Source organism: Luteimicrobium sp. NPDC057192 (assembly GCF_042670205.1).
Taxonomy (GTDB): domain Bacteria; phylum Actinomycetota; class Actinomycetes; order Actinomycetales; family Cellulomonadaceae; genus Luteimicrobium.
This window is the reverse complement of sequence record NZ_JBHUWD010000015.1, coordinates 72,522-87,049: the sequence shown is the minus strand read 5'-3', so window position 1 is coordinate 87,049 and position 14,528 is coordinate 72,522. Positions and strand designations below refer to the sequence as shown.

14 protein-coding genes are annotated in these 14,528 nt (G+C 73.3%); 7 read left to right on the top strand and 7 right to left on the bottom strand.

Going from position 1 to position 14,528, the window contains the following annotated elements; all coding sequences use genetic code 11:
• Positions 1 to 103: 103 nt before the first annotated feature.
• The 5 genes from ACFT5B_RS09275 to ACFT5B_RS09255 all read right to left on the bottom strand — a co-directional run bounded on the left by ACFT5B_RS09275 (position 104) and on the right by ACFT5B_RS09255 (position 4,809).
• Positions 104 to 790 carry a response regulator gene (locus tag ACFT5B_RS09275; RefSeq protein WP_386797708.1) on the bottom strand — a complete coding sequence of 229 codons (687 nt, stop codon included), beginning with the start codon at positions 788 to 790 and terminating at the stop codon, positions 104 to 106.
• Complete coding sequence (locus ACFT5B_RS09270; protein ID WP_386797707.1) at positions 787 to 2,181, bottom strand: sensor histidine kinase; 1,395 nt, start codon at positions 2,179 to 2,181, stop codon at positions 787 to 789. Before ACFT5B_RS09270 ends, ACFT5B_RS09275 begins: the two co-directional genes overlap by 4 nt.
• A gap of 13 nt (positions 2,182 to 2,194) precedes the next feature.
• Entirely contained in the window at positions 2,195 to 2,992 is a 798-nt protein-coding gene (locus ACFT5B_RS09265; protein ID WP_386797706.1) for an ABC transporter permease, read from the bottom strand.
• Positions 2,989 to 3,945 carry an ABC transporter ATP-binding protein gene (locus ACFT5B_RS09260; protein ID WP_386797705.1) on the bottom strand — a complete coding sequence of 319 codons (957 nt, stop codon included), beginning with the start codon at positions 3,943 to 3,945 and terminating at the stop codon, positions 2,989 to 2,991. Before ACFT5B_RS09260 ends, ACFT5B_RS09265 begins: the two co-directional genes overlap by 4 nt.
• Before the next feature lie 144 nt (positions 3,946 to 4,089).
• Positions 4,090 to 4,809, bottom strand: coding sequence for a GntR family transcriptional regulator (locus tag ACFT5B_RS09255; RefSeq protein WP_386797704.1), 720 nt, complete (start codon positions 4,807 to 4,809; stop codon positions 4,090 to 4,092).
• 162 nt (positions 4,810 to 4,971) lie between these two features.
• Here ACFT5B_RS09255 and ACFT5B_RS09250 point away from each other — a divergent pair, with 162 nt between their 5' ends.
• From ACFT5B_RS09250 to ACFT5B_RS09220, 7 genes are read left to right on the top strand one after another with little or no spacing between them, the layout of a single operon-like run.
• The gene (locus ACFT5B_RS09250) at positions 4,972 to 6,324 is read left to right on the top strand and encodes an ABC transporter substrate-binding protein (RefSeq protein WP_386797703.1); all 1,353 of its coding nucleotides are present in this window, start codon (positions 4,972 to 4,974) and stop codon (positions 6,322 to 6,324) included.
• 2 nt (positions 6,325 to 6,326) lie between these two features.
• Entirely contained in the window at positions 6,327 to 7,292 is a 966-nt protein-coding gene (locus ACFT5B_RS09245; protein WP_386797702.1) for a carbohydrate ABC transporter permease, read from the top strand.
• 2 nt (positions 7,293 to 7,294) lie between these two features.
• Positions 7,295 to 8,110: a carbohydrate ABC transporter permease gene (locus tag ACFT5B_RS09240; RefSeq protein ID WP_386797701.1), complete on the top strand. Its 816-nt coding sequence runs from the start codon at positions 7,295 to 7,297 to the stop codon at positions 8,108 to 8,110.
• Between the two features lie 56 nt (positions 8,111 to 8,166).
• Complete coding sequence (locus ACFT5B_RS09235; protein WP_386797700.1) at positions 8,167 to 8,949, top strand: 6-phosphogluconolactonase; 783 nt, start codon at positions 8,167 to 8,169, stop codon at positions 8,947 to 8,949.
• A gap of 45 nt (positions 8,950 to 8,994) precedes the next feature.
• The gene (locus ACFT5B_RS09230; RefSeq protein ID WP_386797699.1) at positions 8,995 to 10,296 is read left to right on the top strand and encodes a hypothetical protein; all 1,302 of its coding nucleotides are present in this window, start codon (positions 8,995 to 8,997) and stop codon (positions 10,294 to 10,296) included.
• Positions 10,293 to 11,294: a BadF/BadG/BcrA/BcrD ATPase family protein gene (locus ACFT5B_RS09225; RefSeq protein ID WP_386797698.1), complete on the top strand. Its 1,002-nt coding sequence runs from the start codon at positions 10,293 to 10,295 to the stop codon at positions 11,292 to 11,294. The genes ACFT5B_RS09230 and ACFT5B_RS09225 overlap by 4 nt, the downstream gene beginning before the upstream one ends.
• A gap of 26 nt (positions 11,295 to 11,320) precedes the next feature.
• Entirely contained in the window at positions 11,321 to 13,693 is a 2,373-nt protein-coding gene (locus ACFT5B_RS09220; protein WP_386797697.1) for a beta-glucosidase, read from the top strand.
• On the opposite strand, the gene ACFT5B_RS09215 is transcribed toward ACFT5B_RS09220, so the two are convergent.
• On the bottom strand, positions 13,671 to 14,006 hold the full coding sequence (locus ACFT5B_RS09215) for a transcriptional regulator (protein ID WP_386797696.1): 336 nt from the start codon (positions 14,004 to 14,006) through the stop codon (positions 13,671 to 13,673). The two genes, ACFT5B_RS09220 and ACFT5B_RS09215, sit on opposite strands and share 23 nt — an antisense overlap.
• The gene (locus ACFT5B_RS09210) at positions 13,996 to 14,454 is read right to left on the bottom strand and encodes a hypothetical protein (protein WP_386797695.1); all 459 of its coding nucleotides are present in this window, start codon (positions 14,452 to 14,454) and stop codon (positions 13,996 to 13,998) included. The genes ACFT5B_RS09215 and ACFT5B_RS09210 overlap by 11 nt, the downstream gene beginning before the upstream one ends.
• Positions 14,455 to 14,528: the final 74 nt, after the last annotated feature.

Genomic DNA, 14,528 nt, shown 5'->3' with positions numbered 1-14,528 from the left:
TACTTCTTGTGCGACACGCCTGGCGTGTCGCACAAGAAGTACGCACTCACGGGAAGGCCGGCGGGTGAGGGCGGACGGGTGGGGTGAGGGCGGACGGCGTGGGTCAGCCCAGGAGCTTGCGCTCGTAGGCGACGGCCACGGCGGCGGCGCGGTCCCGGACGCCGAGCTTCTCGTACAGGTGGAGCAGGTGGGTCTTGACCGTCGCCTCGCTGATGAAGAGCTGGCGGGCCGCCGACCGGTTGGTCGCGCCCGACGCGACGAGCCGCAGCACCTCGAGCTCGCGCGGGCTGAGAACGGGCTCGCCGCCGGCGGGCGCGCCCACGAGCCCCATGAGCGTCCCCGCCACCGACGGCGCGAGCACCGGGCGCCCCGCCGCGGCGGCCCGGACACCGTCGACGAGGACGTCGCGCGGCGAGTCCTTGAGCAGGTAGCCGGTAGCGCCGGCCTCGATCGCGGGCAGGACGTCGCGGTCGGCGTCGTACGTGGTCAGGACGAGGACCCGCACCTCGGGGAACCGCTCGCGGACGTGCCCGATCGCCTCGACCCCGCCCATGCGCGGCATCCGCAGGTCCATGAGGACGAGGTCGACGCCGGCACCGTCGTCGCGCGCGGTCGCGTCGCGGGCGAGGGCGTCGAGCCGGGCGAGCGCCTCCGCCCCGTCCCCGGCCTCCCCGACGACGTCGATCCCCGGTTCGCTCTCCAGGACGCCCCGGAGCCCGTCCCGGACGACGGGGTGGTCGTCGACGAGCAGCACGCGCACCGCCGCTCCGGGCCGTGCGGTTCCTGTCATCGTGCCGTCCCTTCGTCGTGGCGCTCGGTGTCGCGCGCCCCGGTGCCGGCCGGGACCGACGCGCTCAGCGCGACCCCCTCGCCGGGAGCCGTCTCGATCGTGAGCGACCCGCCGACGCGCGAGAGCCGCGCCACCATCCCGACCAGACCGTAGCCGTCGTCGTCCGACGACGGCCCTGCACCGTGCCCGGACGGGCCGGCGGTGGGCTCGAAGCCGACGCCGTCGTCCCGGACGTCGAGCACGACGACGTCCGACAGGTAGGTGAGCGTCACCCCGACCCGCGACGCGTCCGCGTGCTTCGCGACGTTCGTCAGCGCCTCCTGGGCGACGCGGAACAGCGCCGACCCGACGTCACCCGGCAGAGGCAGGACCGCGCCCGTGATCTCGACCTGCACCGGGATCCCCGACGCCCGGGTCCACGCGACGGCGTGCTCCGCGAGCGCCTCGCCGAGCGTCGCGCGCTCGAGCTGCTCGGGCCGCAGCGCGCGCACCGAGCGGCGCGCCTCGGTGAGGCTCTCGCGGGCGAGCGCGCGGGCGCGGTCGAGGTGACCGCGGCGGACGGCGTCGTCGGGGGCGCCGTCGGCCGCCTCGAGCTGCGTGACGATGCCCGCGAGGCCCTGCGCGAGGGTGTCGTGGATCTCGCCCGCGAGCCGCTGGCGCTCGTCCTGGACGCCCGCCTCACGGGCCTGGACGACGAGCTGGGCGTGCAGTCCGGCGTTCTCCGCGATCACGGCCTCGAGGCGGACGTTGGCCCGCGCGAGCTCGGCGTTGCGCTGGACGCCGCGCTCGATGTTCACGTACAGCGCCATGGCGATGCCGTAGTTCACGGCGGCCACGAGGAACCACACGAGGCAGGCGCCGAGGTCGTCGGGGTAGCCGCCGACCTGCGACGCGGCGAGCACGAGCGCCACCGGGACGACGGCCCAGGGCAGGGCGCGGCGCGGCACCCGCTCGTCCGCGATGACGAAGCCCGTCCAGGCGAAGATCGCGAACCACGGGTTGAACCAGGTGAGCACCGCGCTCAGCGCGACGTGGACGGCGAACACGAGGGCGTCGCCGGTAGTGCCGAAGTGCCGCGGGCGCCCGGGGAACAGGACGACCCACACCGCGGCGAGCGCGGTGAGCCCCAGAGCTGCCCGCAGCCGGTCCGGCGTCCCGTACCCGGACTGCTCCGACAGCACGGCGAGCACCGCGGAGACGGCGAGGGCCGGCAGCAGGAGACGGCGTCCGATCCGGTCGATGCGGGACCACCACGGGTCCTCGATCGGGTCCGCCGTCCCGGCGAGCACGACGGGCGCGCCGGCGTCGCGGGCCGCGGGGGTCCGGGGCGTCGGCGCGCCAGGGCTGGGCGACACGGGAGCGGTCCCGCCGGCGTCGTCTGTGCTGCTCACGATGACGATGGTGTCACTCCCACCGGAACGTGCGAGCCGCGACCACGCCGCACACGACGGCCCAGCCCGCGAGCACGAGGAGGCTCGAGAGCGGCGGCCAGTGCCCGTCGACGGTGGCCTGGATCGCACGGACCCCGGCGCCGAGCGGCGTCCAGTCGCTCACGGCCCGCAGCCCGGACGGCATCGAGGCCCGCGGGATCCACAGGCCCGCGAAGAACATCAGGGGGAAGAAGAGGAGGGTCGAGAGAGCGCTCGCGACCCGTGTGTTGGGGGCGAGCGCCGCCACGACGAGGCCGAGCCCGGTCGTCGCGGCCCCGACGAGCACGAGCGAGACGGCGAACCCGGCGAGCTGGTCGGGCAGGTTCACGTCGTACGCGGCGACGGCGACCACGAGCAGGACCACCGACACGAGGACGCCGAGCCCCGCGTAGATCACCGCCTGCGCGCCGAGGAGGCGTGAGGGCGGGACCGGCGTCGTCGACAGGCGTCGCAGGATCCCCTTCTCGCGGTAGACCGCGAGCGTCGGGGGCATGAGCGTCACGACCGAGATCGTCAGCGAGAACATCATGAGGATCGGCAGGTAGGTGTCGAGGACGCTCCGGCCGCCGAGCCCGTCCTGCGGGGCGCGGTTGCCGGAGATCGAGCCGATGACGACGAGCCCGGCCACGGGCAGGAACGCCGACCAGAAGACGGCGGCACCCGAGCGCCAGGCAAGGAGGGCCTCGCTGCGCAGGAGGTTGCGGAACACGCGGCCCGCGGGGGCGGCGCCGACGCGCGGCGCGGAGGCGGTGGGGACGGCTGCGGCGGTCATGACTGCTCCTGGGTGGTGGGGGTCGCGGCCGACCGCGAGGAGGACTCGTGGCCGACCATCGCGAGGAACGCGTCGTCGAGGCTGGGCTGCTGGACCCGCAGGCCCTCGGCGACGATCCCCGCACGGGCGAGGGTGGACACGACGGCGCCGAGCACGTCGCCGGTCCCGGTCACGTGGACCTCGGTGCCGCGGCGGACCAGCTGGTCGACCGGGCCGAGGTCGGTGAGGAGGGCGTCGTCGAACGAGCGCGAGGGGCGGAACCGCAGCTCCTGGCGGGTGTCGAGGCGCTCGACGAGGCCCCCGGGGGTGTCGATCGCGACGACCTGGCCGGCGTCGATCACGGCGAGGCGGTCGCACAGGCGCTCCGCCTCCTGCATGAAGTGGGTGACGAGGACGACGGTGACGCCGCGGTCCCGGACGCGCTCGATGAGGTCCCAGGTCTCGCGGCGCGCGGCCGGGTCGAGGCCGGTGGTCAGCTCGTCGAGGATCGCGATCCTCGGGTTGCCGACGAGGGCGAGCGCGATGGACAGCCGCTGCTGCTGGCCGCCCGACAGCTTGCCGAACCGCGTCCCCAGGCTGGGCCCGAGGCCGAGCACGTCGACGAGCTCACGCCAGTCGGCGGGGTCCGGGTAGAACGAGGCGTAGAGCGTGAGCGCCTCGCGGACCGTGAGCTTGGCGGGCAGCTCCGCTTCCTGGAGCTGGACGCCGACCTGCGCACGGACGGCCGAGCGGTCGGTCTGGGGGTCGGCGCCGAGCACGCGGACGGACCCGCCGTCCCGGTGCCGCAGCCCGGACACGCACTCGACGGTGGTGGTCTTGCCCGACCCGTTGGGGCCGAGGATGCCGAAGATCTCGCCGTCCTCGACGGACAGGCTGACGTCGACGACGGCGCGCTTGGCGCCGTAGGACTTGCTGAGGTGGTCGATCGCGATGACCGGCTGGTTCGAGGGCATCGGGGGCTCCTTCCGTTGCCCTCAAGCCTTCCGTCGCCGCTGGTCAGGCGGTATCGGCCGCCGGGGTCGACCGCTGCGCCGTCCGGCGGGTGACCGCATCCACCGATCGGTGGATGCCCGGCGTCCTCCGGACGCGGCCGCTGCTCAGGCCCGGCGGAAGAGGTCCGCCTCGAAGCGGTAGGCGTCGCCGCGGTAGGTGTTGGTCCCGACGAGGACCGGGACGCCGTCGGACGTGTACGCGACCTCGTCGCCCACCAGGACGGGCGCCCCGACGGCGGTCCCCAGGAGCCGCGCGAGCTCGGCGTCGGCGACGGCGGCCATGAGCGTGTACGCGCTGCGGTGGATCTCGATCCCGCACCGCTCGCGCAGCTCGTCGTAGAGGGACGCGTCGGTGAGGTCGGCGTCGGCCAGGGCGGCCGCTCGCTGCGCGGAGACGACGACGACGTCGAAGCACACCGGGGTGCCCTCCATGCCGCGCAGCCGGTCGACCTGGATGACGGGCGCGGCGGGGGCGATCCGCAGCTTCTCGGCCTCGTCCAGGGTCGCGGGGCGGGTCTCGTGCCGCAGGACCTGCGCGGTGGGGCGCAGCCCGCGGGCTCGCGCCATCTCCGTGAACGACTGCAGCGTGCTGGGCGGCTCGCCGATCATCTCGCGCGGGACGAACCAGCCACGCTGGGCGGAGCGCTGCAGGGTGCCCTCGGACTCGAGGCGCCCGAGCGCGACGCGCAGCGTCGCGCGGCTGACGCCCAGCTCCGTGGCGAGGTCGCGCTCGCCGGGCAGTCGCGAGCCGGCGGCGTACCGCCCCACGGTGAGGTCGTGGGCGAGCCGCTCGTACGCCTGCGTCGCGGCACTGGAACTGGTCACGGGGGCAACATACCAGTAGCCCGGCCCTGGTTCGACCAGTCTGGCCAACTGGTTGCAACTGGACTAACTGGCTCACTGTCGTCTAGGGTCCCGGACATCGGGCCGTGAAAGGACGCGCCGGCCGGCGCACCGGACACGACCCCCGAACACGACGGAGTGATCATGAACGTTCTTCGGGCACGGGTGGCGACGACCGCCGCGGTCGCCGCGGGCCTCGCTCTGACCATGGCTGCGTGCGCGCCGGGAGGCGGCAGCAGCAAGACCACCGACGAGCCGAGCTCGGTCTCGACCGACATCGCGTCGGCGGGCGACGTCACGCTCAAGCTGACGGACTTCTGGGGCTCGGCCGAGGGCAAGTGGATCGAGCAGGCGATCGCGGACTTCGAGAAGAAGTACCCCAACGTCACCATCAAGCGGACCACCGAGGACTGGGGCCAGCTCAACTCGACCCTCAACCTCCAGCTCCAGGACGACGACGGCCCCGACATCGCGACCGCGAACAACGGTTGGCAGTCGCTCGGGACCCTCGCGAAGGGCGGCCTCGTCCTCAACCTCGACCCGTACGTCAAGGCGTACGGCTGGGACAAGACCGTCCCGACGACGATCGCCCGCCAGAACCAGTTCACGACGGACTTCAAGACGATGGGCTCGGGCTCGTGGTTCTCCACCCCGATGGCCCGCACCTCGCTCATCGGCCTGTACTACAACGCCGACAAGCTGAAGAAGCTCGGGATCGACCCGCCGAAGACGCTCGACGAGCTCGAGTCCGACGCGGCCAAGGCGAAGGCCGCCGGCGAGATCCCGTTCGAGTACGGCAGTCTCGACGGCTCGACCTCGGTGCTCCTCGGCCTCCAGGCCGTGATGGCGAACAAGGACAAGCTCAACGACTACATCTACGACGACCCGTCGGTGAAGGCGACCGACGTCGCGATGACCGACGCCGTCACCACGGTCAAGAAGTGGGCCGACGCGGGCTGGTTCCCGAAGGACTTCGCGGGCATCGACTACCAGACGGCGGTCGCGAACTTCGTGGGCGGGCAGGGCGTCTTCCGGTGGGAGTACACCGGGTCGCTCGGCCTGGACGCGAAGCAGCAGGGCCACTTCGGCTACGTCCAGCTGCCCCAGGCCGACGGCAAGACCGTCGGCGTCGGCGCCGCGCCGGGCGCGATGGTCGTCTCCTCGAAGAGCAAGCACCCCGACGTCGCCGCGGCGTTCCTCGACTACCTGATGTCGCCGGCCGCGGGCCAGGCGGCGGTCGACCTCGGCCTCGTCCCGGCGCTCTCGCACGACGTCACCGTCCCGGCGTCCTCGCTCAGCCTGACCGGCGAGTCCGCGGCCGCGAAGGCGCTCGACAGCGACGACGGCTACGTCCCGTACTTCGACTGGTCGAGCCCGACCATGCTCGACACGCTGGGCCAGAACCTGCAGCTCGTGTTCGCCGGCAAGATGACCCCGGACAAGTTCACCTCCGCGGTCGACGCCGACCGTGACGCGTTCCTCAGCGGGCAGAGCTGACCGTGTCCGCCGTAGCCCGCTCGACGAACGCCCCCACCGAGGCCGGCGCGCCGGCCTCGGTGGCGGGTGCGACCGCGCCGGCGACCGCCGTCCGGCGTCGCTCCCTGCGACGCCGGCGGCGGTGGGTCGGCCTCGCCTTCGCGGCCCTGCCGCTCGGCATCTACGGCCTGGTCGTGCTCGTCCCGCTCGTCCAGTCCGTCCAGTACTCGTTCTACAAGTGGGACGGCGTGAGCACGCCGTCGTGGGTCGGCTTCCAGAACTACGTCACGTTCCTCACCGACCCGGTCCTGCGGTCGACGTTCAGCCACGTGCTCGTGCTCATCGGGTTCTTCGCGCTCCTGCCGATCGCGCTGGGCCTCCTGTCGGCGGCCCTGCTCACGCGGGGCCAGCAGCACGGGATGGCGGTCTACCGGTGGATCTTCTTCCTGCCGCAGGTCATGACGACCGTCGTCATCGCCCTCGTCTTCAAGCGGATCTACGCGCCCGACGGCCCGCTCAACCAGGCGCTGCGCGCGGTGGGCCTCGGCTCGCTCGCCCGCACCTGGCTCGGCGACTTCACGTGGGCGCTGCCGGCGCTCGGCCTGATCGGCACGTGGGTGACCTTCGGGTTCTGCATGGTCCTGTTCATCTCGGGCACCTCGGCGATCGCGCCCGAGCTCTACGAGGCGGCGCGGGTGGACGGCGCCGGGCCGGTCCGTGAGTTCTTCGCGATCACGCTCCCGGGCCTGCGCGGGCAGCTCGCGATCGCGCTCACGCTGACCATCACAGCCGCCCTGCGCACCTTCGACCTCGTCTGGATCACCACGCACGGGGGGCCGGGAACCTCGACCCTCACGCCCGCCGTCGCGCTGTACAAGGCGGCGTTCCAGAACCCGCAGGTCGGGCTCGCGGCGGCGATCGGCGTCGTCATGGCGGTGCTCTGCCTGGCCGTCGCGCTCGTCATCACCCGCGTCTCGGAGAGGGACTGACCATGCGGATCTCGAAGACCGAACGCACGGTCAACTACGTCGTCCTCACGGTGATGGCCGTGATCGTCCTGTTCCCGATCGGCACGTTCGTCGCGGCGGCGCTCAGCCCGGACCGGTCCGGGAAGCCCGTCGGCGTCGGGAGCTTCCAGTGGGACAACTTCGCCACGGCCTGGACGCAGGCCGGCTTCTCGCGGGCGATGACGGTCTCGCTGATCATCGCGGTCTCCGTCGTCGTCGGGCAGGTCGTGCTCGCCCTCCTCGGCGGGTACGCATTCGGGGTGCTGGGCGTGGCCGGAGAGAAGGTCCTGTTCCCGGTCGTGCTGCTCGGGATGATGATCTCGATGGAGGCCATCATCGTCCCGCTGTACTACCAGTTCCGGACGCTCGGGATGACGAACTCGCTGCCGGGGATCATCCTCATCAACCTCGGGATGGGTGTCCCCTTCGGCATCTTCTGGATGCGCGCCGCGTTCCGCGCGCTCCCCCGGGCCACGTTCGAGTCCGCCGAGCTCGACGGCGCAGGCCCGCTGCAGATGCTCCGGTACCTCGCGACGCCGATGGTCCGCCCCGCGATCTACACGCTGATCCTGCTGAGCTTCATGTGGACGTGGAACGACTACTTCCTGTCCCTGGTGTTCCTGCACGGCGCGAACCAGACCGCGACGGTCGCCCTCGGCGTGTTCCAGGGCAAGTACGTCACGCAGATCAACCTCATGGCGGCCGGTGGCCTCATCGTCGCCGCTCCGGTCCTGATCCTCTACGTGATCTTCCAGCGCAAGTTCATCTCCGGGATGCTCGCCGGCGCGATCAAGGAATGACCGCCCGCCGCGTGACCCGCCGTACCACCCTTCCGAACCACCTCCCAGGGGGAGACGTGACTCTTCAGCCCACGGTCCTGCCCGACGCCGACGCCGTCGGCGACGCGGTCGCGGCCATGATCCTCGACCGCCTCGCGGCGACCGACGGCTCGTCGTTCCTGCTCGGCTGCCCCGGCGGCCGGACCGGACAGCCCACCTACGACGCCCTCGGCCGGCTGGCCGCCCGCGGCGCGGACCTGTCGAGGCTCGTCGTCGTGATGATGGACGAGTACGTGGTCCCGGACGCCGACGGCGTCCTGCGCTGCGTCGACCCGGACCTGTCCTACTCGTGCCTCGGCTTCGCGCGGCGCGAGATCCTCGGCCCGATCGCCGCGGGGTGCCGCGCCGCCGGCACCGTCGCGCCCGCCGAGATCTGGCTGCCCGACCCCGCGACCCCCGGCGCCTACGACGACCGGATCGCGGCGGCGGGCGGGATCGACCTCTTCCTGCTGGCCACGGGCGCGTCCGACGGGCACATCGCCTTCAACCAGCCCGGCACGCCGCGCGACTCGCGGTCGCACGTGACCGAGCTCGGCGAGGCGACGCGCCGCGACAACATGTGCACGTTCCCCGAGTTCACGCGGCTCGACATGGTGCCCACGCACGGCGTGACGGTCGGTGTCGACACGATCGCCGCGAGCTCGCGCGAGGTGGTCATGATCGTCTGCGGCGAGCACAAGCGCGACGCCTACGCGCGGATCGCCGCAGCCCGGACCTACGAGCCCGACTGGCCCGCGACCATCGCGGTCGAGTGCAAGAACCCGACGCTCGTCGCCGACCGCGCCGCCGCGGGGCTCTAGCCCCGCCCCCTTCTCCCACCCTCACGACCGAAGGAAACTCATCTCATGGCTGGCATCAAGCTCGTGTACATCGGCGGCGGGTCCTCCCGCGGCGCCGGGACCATGGCGTCCTTCCTGTCCCACGGCAAGGAGTTCGACGGGTCCGAGGTCGTCATCCAGGACGTCAACCCGGAGCGGCTCAAGGCCGTCGAGACGATCGCGACGAAGATCGCGAAGGACCAGGGCCTCGACATCACCATCTCGTCGACGACCGACCGCCGCGCCGCGCTCACCGACGCCGACGCGGTGCTCTCGAGCTTCCGTCCCGGCGACTTCGCGGCGCGCGCGCTCGACGAGCGCATCCCGCTCAAGCACGGCGTGATCGGCCAGGAGACGCAGGGCCCCGGCGGGTTCTTCATGTCCCTGCGCTCGGTGCACATCTACGAGGACATCATCAAGGACCTCGACGCCGTCGCCCCGGACGCGGTGATCTTCAACTACACGAACCCCGTGAACATCGTGTCGCAGGCCGTCACCCGCTTCACCGACCGGACCATGTGGTCGATGTGCGAGGGGCCGATCACGTTCCCGAACACGGTCCTGCGCGCCGCCGGGCTCGACCCGGCGCGGGCGAACGTCGTGATGGCCGGGGTCAACCACAACTGCTGGTCGTTCGAGCACACCTACGACGGCCAGGACCTCATGCCGCTCCTCGACGCCGCGTGGGCGGAGCGCAAGGACGACCCGACCCTGGACGTGCACTCGAAGCGCATGCTGCAGCTCGCGACGACGATGCGCTCGGTGCCGAGCGACTACTTCCAGTACTACTACTTCCGCGAGGAGGTCCTGCGCGAGCTGCAGGGCGCCCGGACGACGCGCGCCGAGGACCTGCTCGCGGCGCTCCCCGGCTACTGGGAGCACTACGAGGAGCAGGCGCACGCGGAGGTCCCGGACCTCGACCCGAAGCGCTCGCGCGGCGGCATCCACGAGCTCGAGCTCGCGATCGACGTCATGAGCGCCTACTACAACGACACGGGCGCCCGCCTGCCCGTCAACCTGCCGAACACCGGCGGTGCGCTGCCGGGCTTCGACGAGGACGTCGTCGTCGAGATGTGGTCGACGGTGGACGCGCAGGGCGTGCACCCGCTGCCGCAGAAGCCGCTCCCCCACGCCGTGCGCGGCCTCGTCCAGGAGCTCGCCGAGTACCAGTACCTCGCCGCCGAGGCGGCCTGGAACGGGACGCGCGCCGACGGCATCCGGGCCCTCGCCGCGAACCCGATGGTCCCGACGCTGCGCGTCGCCGAGGAGCTGTACGACGAGATGGCCTACGCGCACCGCGCGTACCTGCCGGAGCGCCTCCTGAAGTGAGCACCTTCCATCTGGCGGTCGACGCCGGCAACTCCAAGACGGTCGCCCTCGTCGTCGACGGCGAGGGCACCGTCCTGGGACGGGGCCGCGGCGCCTGCGGCGACATCTACGGCGCGCCCAGCGTGCCGGAGGCGCTCGACGCCGTCCTCGGGGCTGTCGGGACGGCGCGTCGCGAGGCCGGCGTGTCGACGGGCGACCTGACGTCCTCCGCGTTCCGCCTGGCCGGCGTCGACTACCCCGAGGACGCCGCCTTCTGGGACGAGCAGCTCGCGCAGCGCCTGCCGGAGCTCGGACCGCGCACCATCAAGAACGACGGCTTCGCGTCGCTGCGTCTCCTCGACGGCTCCGGGGTCGCGGTGTCGATCACCGTCGGCACCGGTCCCGCGGTCGCCGCCCGCTCGCGCGACGGGCGCGAGGAGTGCTCGGGCATGTTCGTGTTCGACGACCTGGGCGGCGGCGGGCTCGGCAACGCCGCGCTCGCGGCCGTCGTCCGGGCGTGGATGGGGCTCGGCCCCGCCACGGCCCTGACCGACGAGCTGTTAGGGCTCTTCGGCGTCGCCGACGCCTGGGAGCTCCGCCACACCTTCACGCGGCGGTTCGGCGCCCGGCCCCACTCGGACCTGTGGCGTGCCTCGCGGGCCGTGCTCGCGGCCGCGGGCGCCGGCGACGACGTCGCGGTCCAGATCGTCGCCCGGCAGGCCCGCGCGTTCGTCGGGTACGCGCAGTGGTGCGCCCGGCGCGTCGGCGTCGACCTGGCGTCCGGCGAGCTGCCCGTGCTGCTCAACGGCTCGGTCGCGACGTCCGAGCACCCGGCCATGCGGGACGCCCTCGTGGCCGAGCTCGCCCAGGTCGCGCCCGCGGCCGGCGTGACGGTCGCCACCGCCTCGCCGCTGTCCGGCGTCGTGCTCGACGCGCTCGCCGAGGGCGGCGTCGACGTCGGACCCGACCTCCTCGCCCGGGTGCGCGACGACCACCCCGACGACTTCCTCCTCACCTGACACCGCACCACGAACCAAGGACACCGATGACCGCCCCCTTCGACGTCGACGCGACGCTCGCCGCCCTCACCCTCGAGGAGAAGGCCTCCCTCCTGTCCGGGCACGACGACTGGTACACCGAGACGATCGAGCGCCCCGCCGACGGCGTCCACGTCCCGGCCATCGAGGTCGGCGACGGCCCGCACGGCCTGCGCAAGGAGACCGGCGTCGACATGGTCTGGGTGCCCGCCACCGGGTTCCCGACGGCGTCCGCGATGGGGGCGTCCTGGGACCGCGACCTCGTCCGGCGGGTCGCCGCCGCGATCGGCGAGGAGGCGCGCGCGGAGGGCGTCCAGGTCGTGCTCGGGCCGGGCGTCAACATGAAGCGCTCGCCGCTGTGCGGCCGGAACTTCGAGTACTTCTCCGAGGACCCCCTGCTGTCCGGGGAGCTGGGCGCCGCGTACGTCGAGGGCGTGCAGTCGGTCGGGGTCGGCACGTCGCTCAAGCACTTCGCCGCCAACAACCAGGAGATCGAGCGCACCCGCATCTCGGTCGAGGCCGACGAGCGGACGCTGCGCGAGACGTACCTCGCCGCGTTCGAGCGGGCGGTGAAGCAGGCGAACCCCTGGACCGTCATGTGCTCCTACAACCGGCTCCACGGCGTCCACGCCTCCGAGAACCGCTGGCTCCTCACCGACGTCCTGCGCGACGAGTGGGGCTACGACGGCGCCGTGGTGTCCGACTGGAACGCCGTCCACCACCGCGTGGCCGCGCTCCGTGCGGGCCTCGACCTCGAGATGCCCGGCACCGGTGGCGTCACCGACGCGGAGGTCGTCGCGGCCGTGCGGGCCGGCGAGCTCGACGAGGCCGTGGTGGACGCCGCCGCCCGGCGTGTCCTCACGCTCGTGGCCCGCACCTACCCGGGCCCCGACCTCGTGGACGGCCCGGTCATGGACCTCGGGGTCGCCCCCGGCGACCGCCTGACCCCCGAGCAGCTCACCCTGCTGCGCGCCGACGAGCACCACGCGCTCGCTCGTGAGGCCGCCGCCGGCGCCGTGACGCTCCTGCGCAACGAGCCCCGGGCGGCCGGGCCGGCTGCGGGCGTCGGGGCCGTGCTCCCGCTCGACGCCCTCGCCGTCGGCCGGGTCGCCGTCGTCGGCGCGTTCGCCGAGCACGCCCGGATCCAGGGCGGCGGCTCCTCCGGGGTCGACCCGACCCGCGTCGACTCGGCGCTCGTCGAGCTGCGTGCGGCGCTGGGCGACCGGGTCGGCTACGCCCCCGGCTACGTGCATACCCCGAAGGACGCGTACCAGGACGACCTGCGCGCCTACCTCGACGCGCACGGCGCGACGTTCGTCGACGACGGCACAGGCCCGGCCCGGCGGTCGGCCGCGCTGGCGGAGGCGCTGCGCCTCGCCGCGGCCGCCGAGCGCGTCGCCGCCGGTCCGCTCTCGCCCGCCGCGGTCCGCCTCGCCGACGAGGCCGTCGCTGCCGCGGAGGGCGCGGACGTGGTGGTGGCGTTCGTCGGGCTGCCGCTCGCGTTCGAGCAGGAGGCCGACGACCGGACCACGCTCGCGCTCCCCGCCGACCAGGTGGCCCTGCTCGGCCGGCTCGCCGACCTGCGCGAGAGGACCGGCGCCGCGCTCGTGGTCGTGCTGTCGAACGGGGCCGCCGTGACGCTCGACCCCTGGCACGACCGCGTGGACGCGATCGTCGAGGCGTGGCTGCCGGGTCAGGCCGGGGCGGGCGCCGTCGTCGACGTGCTGCTCGGGCGGGTCAACCCGTCGGGGAAGGTCGCCGAGACGTTCCCGCTCGCCGTCGAGGACGCCCCCGGCTACGTCACCTGGACGGGTGAGCGCGGCACCGTGCTCTACGGCGAGGGCGTGTTCATCGGCTACCGCTGGTACGACGCGCTGCGCCGCCAGGTCCGGTACCCGTTCGGGCACGGGCTCTCGTACACGACGTTCGCGTACTCCGGGCTCGAGGTCGAGGTGCTCGACGCGGACGCCGGGGACGTCCGCGTGCGCTGCACGGTCACGAACACCGGACCGGTCGCAGGCCGCGAGGTCGTCCAGCTCTACGTCGGGGACCCCGACGCCGCCGTGCGCCGGCCCGTCCGGGAGCTCCGCGGGTTCGAGAAGGTGACGCTCGAGCCGGGTGCGAGCGCCGTCGTCACGTTCACGCTGGTCAGCCGCGACTTCGCGTACTGGGACGTCGCGGTCGACCGTGGCGACGGGCGCTTCGGCGCGTGGCGTCGCGAGGGCGGGGAGTTCGTCGTCGAGGTCGGCGCGTCGTCGCGGGACGTCCGGCTCGCCGCGACGCTCGAGCTGCCCGACGACCCCGAGGTCCCGCCGCTCGTCCCGGACGAGGACCTGCTGCGGCTGGGCGCGTCCCGGTTCACGCAGGGGTACCGCGCGTAGCGCCCTCCCAGCTGTCGCCGGCGAGCTCGCGCAGGGCCGCCATGTGCCGGTCGAACGCGCGGCGCCCGGTCGCGGTGAGCGCGACGGAGGTCGTGCGGCGGGCGTCGTCTCGCGTCCTCGACGCCGCCTTGGCGGTGCGCACGTAGCCCGCGTCCGTGAGCGCCGCGATCGTCTTGGACAGGCTCGCGTCGCTGAGCTCGAGGACCTCGCGCAGGGCGCTGAACTCCATCCGGTCCACGACCCGCAGGGCGGCGCAGAGCCGCAGCCGGTTCGGGGCGTGGATCGCGGGGTCGAAGAGCGGGTCAGACGGCACGGCGCAGGTCGCCGGCGACGGCGCGGTCGGTGAGCCGGACGAGGCCCCAGCCGACGGCGAGGCCGACGAGCGCGACCGCGACGACGAGCAGCGGTTCGTGCATACCCGCGAAGAGCGCCGCGACGCAGTACAGGACGATGACCGCCCCGACCTGCAGGACCTCGACGCGCAGCGCGCGGCCGCCCCGCGGCGCCTTCCGGACGATGCCCGTCGCGCGGCGGTACCCGGCGTCGAGCGCGAGCGCGACGCCCAGGCCGAGCAGCGCGGGCAGGTAGCGCCACCAGCCGTCGCCGACGAGCGTCGACACGAGCAGAGCCGCGAGGAGGAGCCCGACGAGCGGGCCGTACCAGCGCGGCGCCGTCATGCGACCGGCGAGTCGCGCCCGGTCGGCCGCGATCTGCTGCAGCGTGCGCTCGGCGTCGCCCGGGCCACCAGGGTCTGTTTCCATACAGGAAAGTCAATCACTTTCCCGAGGGGAAAGCAACGTGCACGTGCGCGCCACGTGCCGTGGCGCCGTCGTGG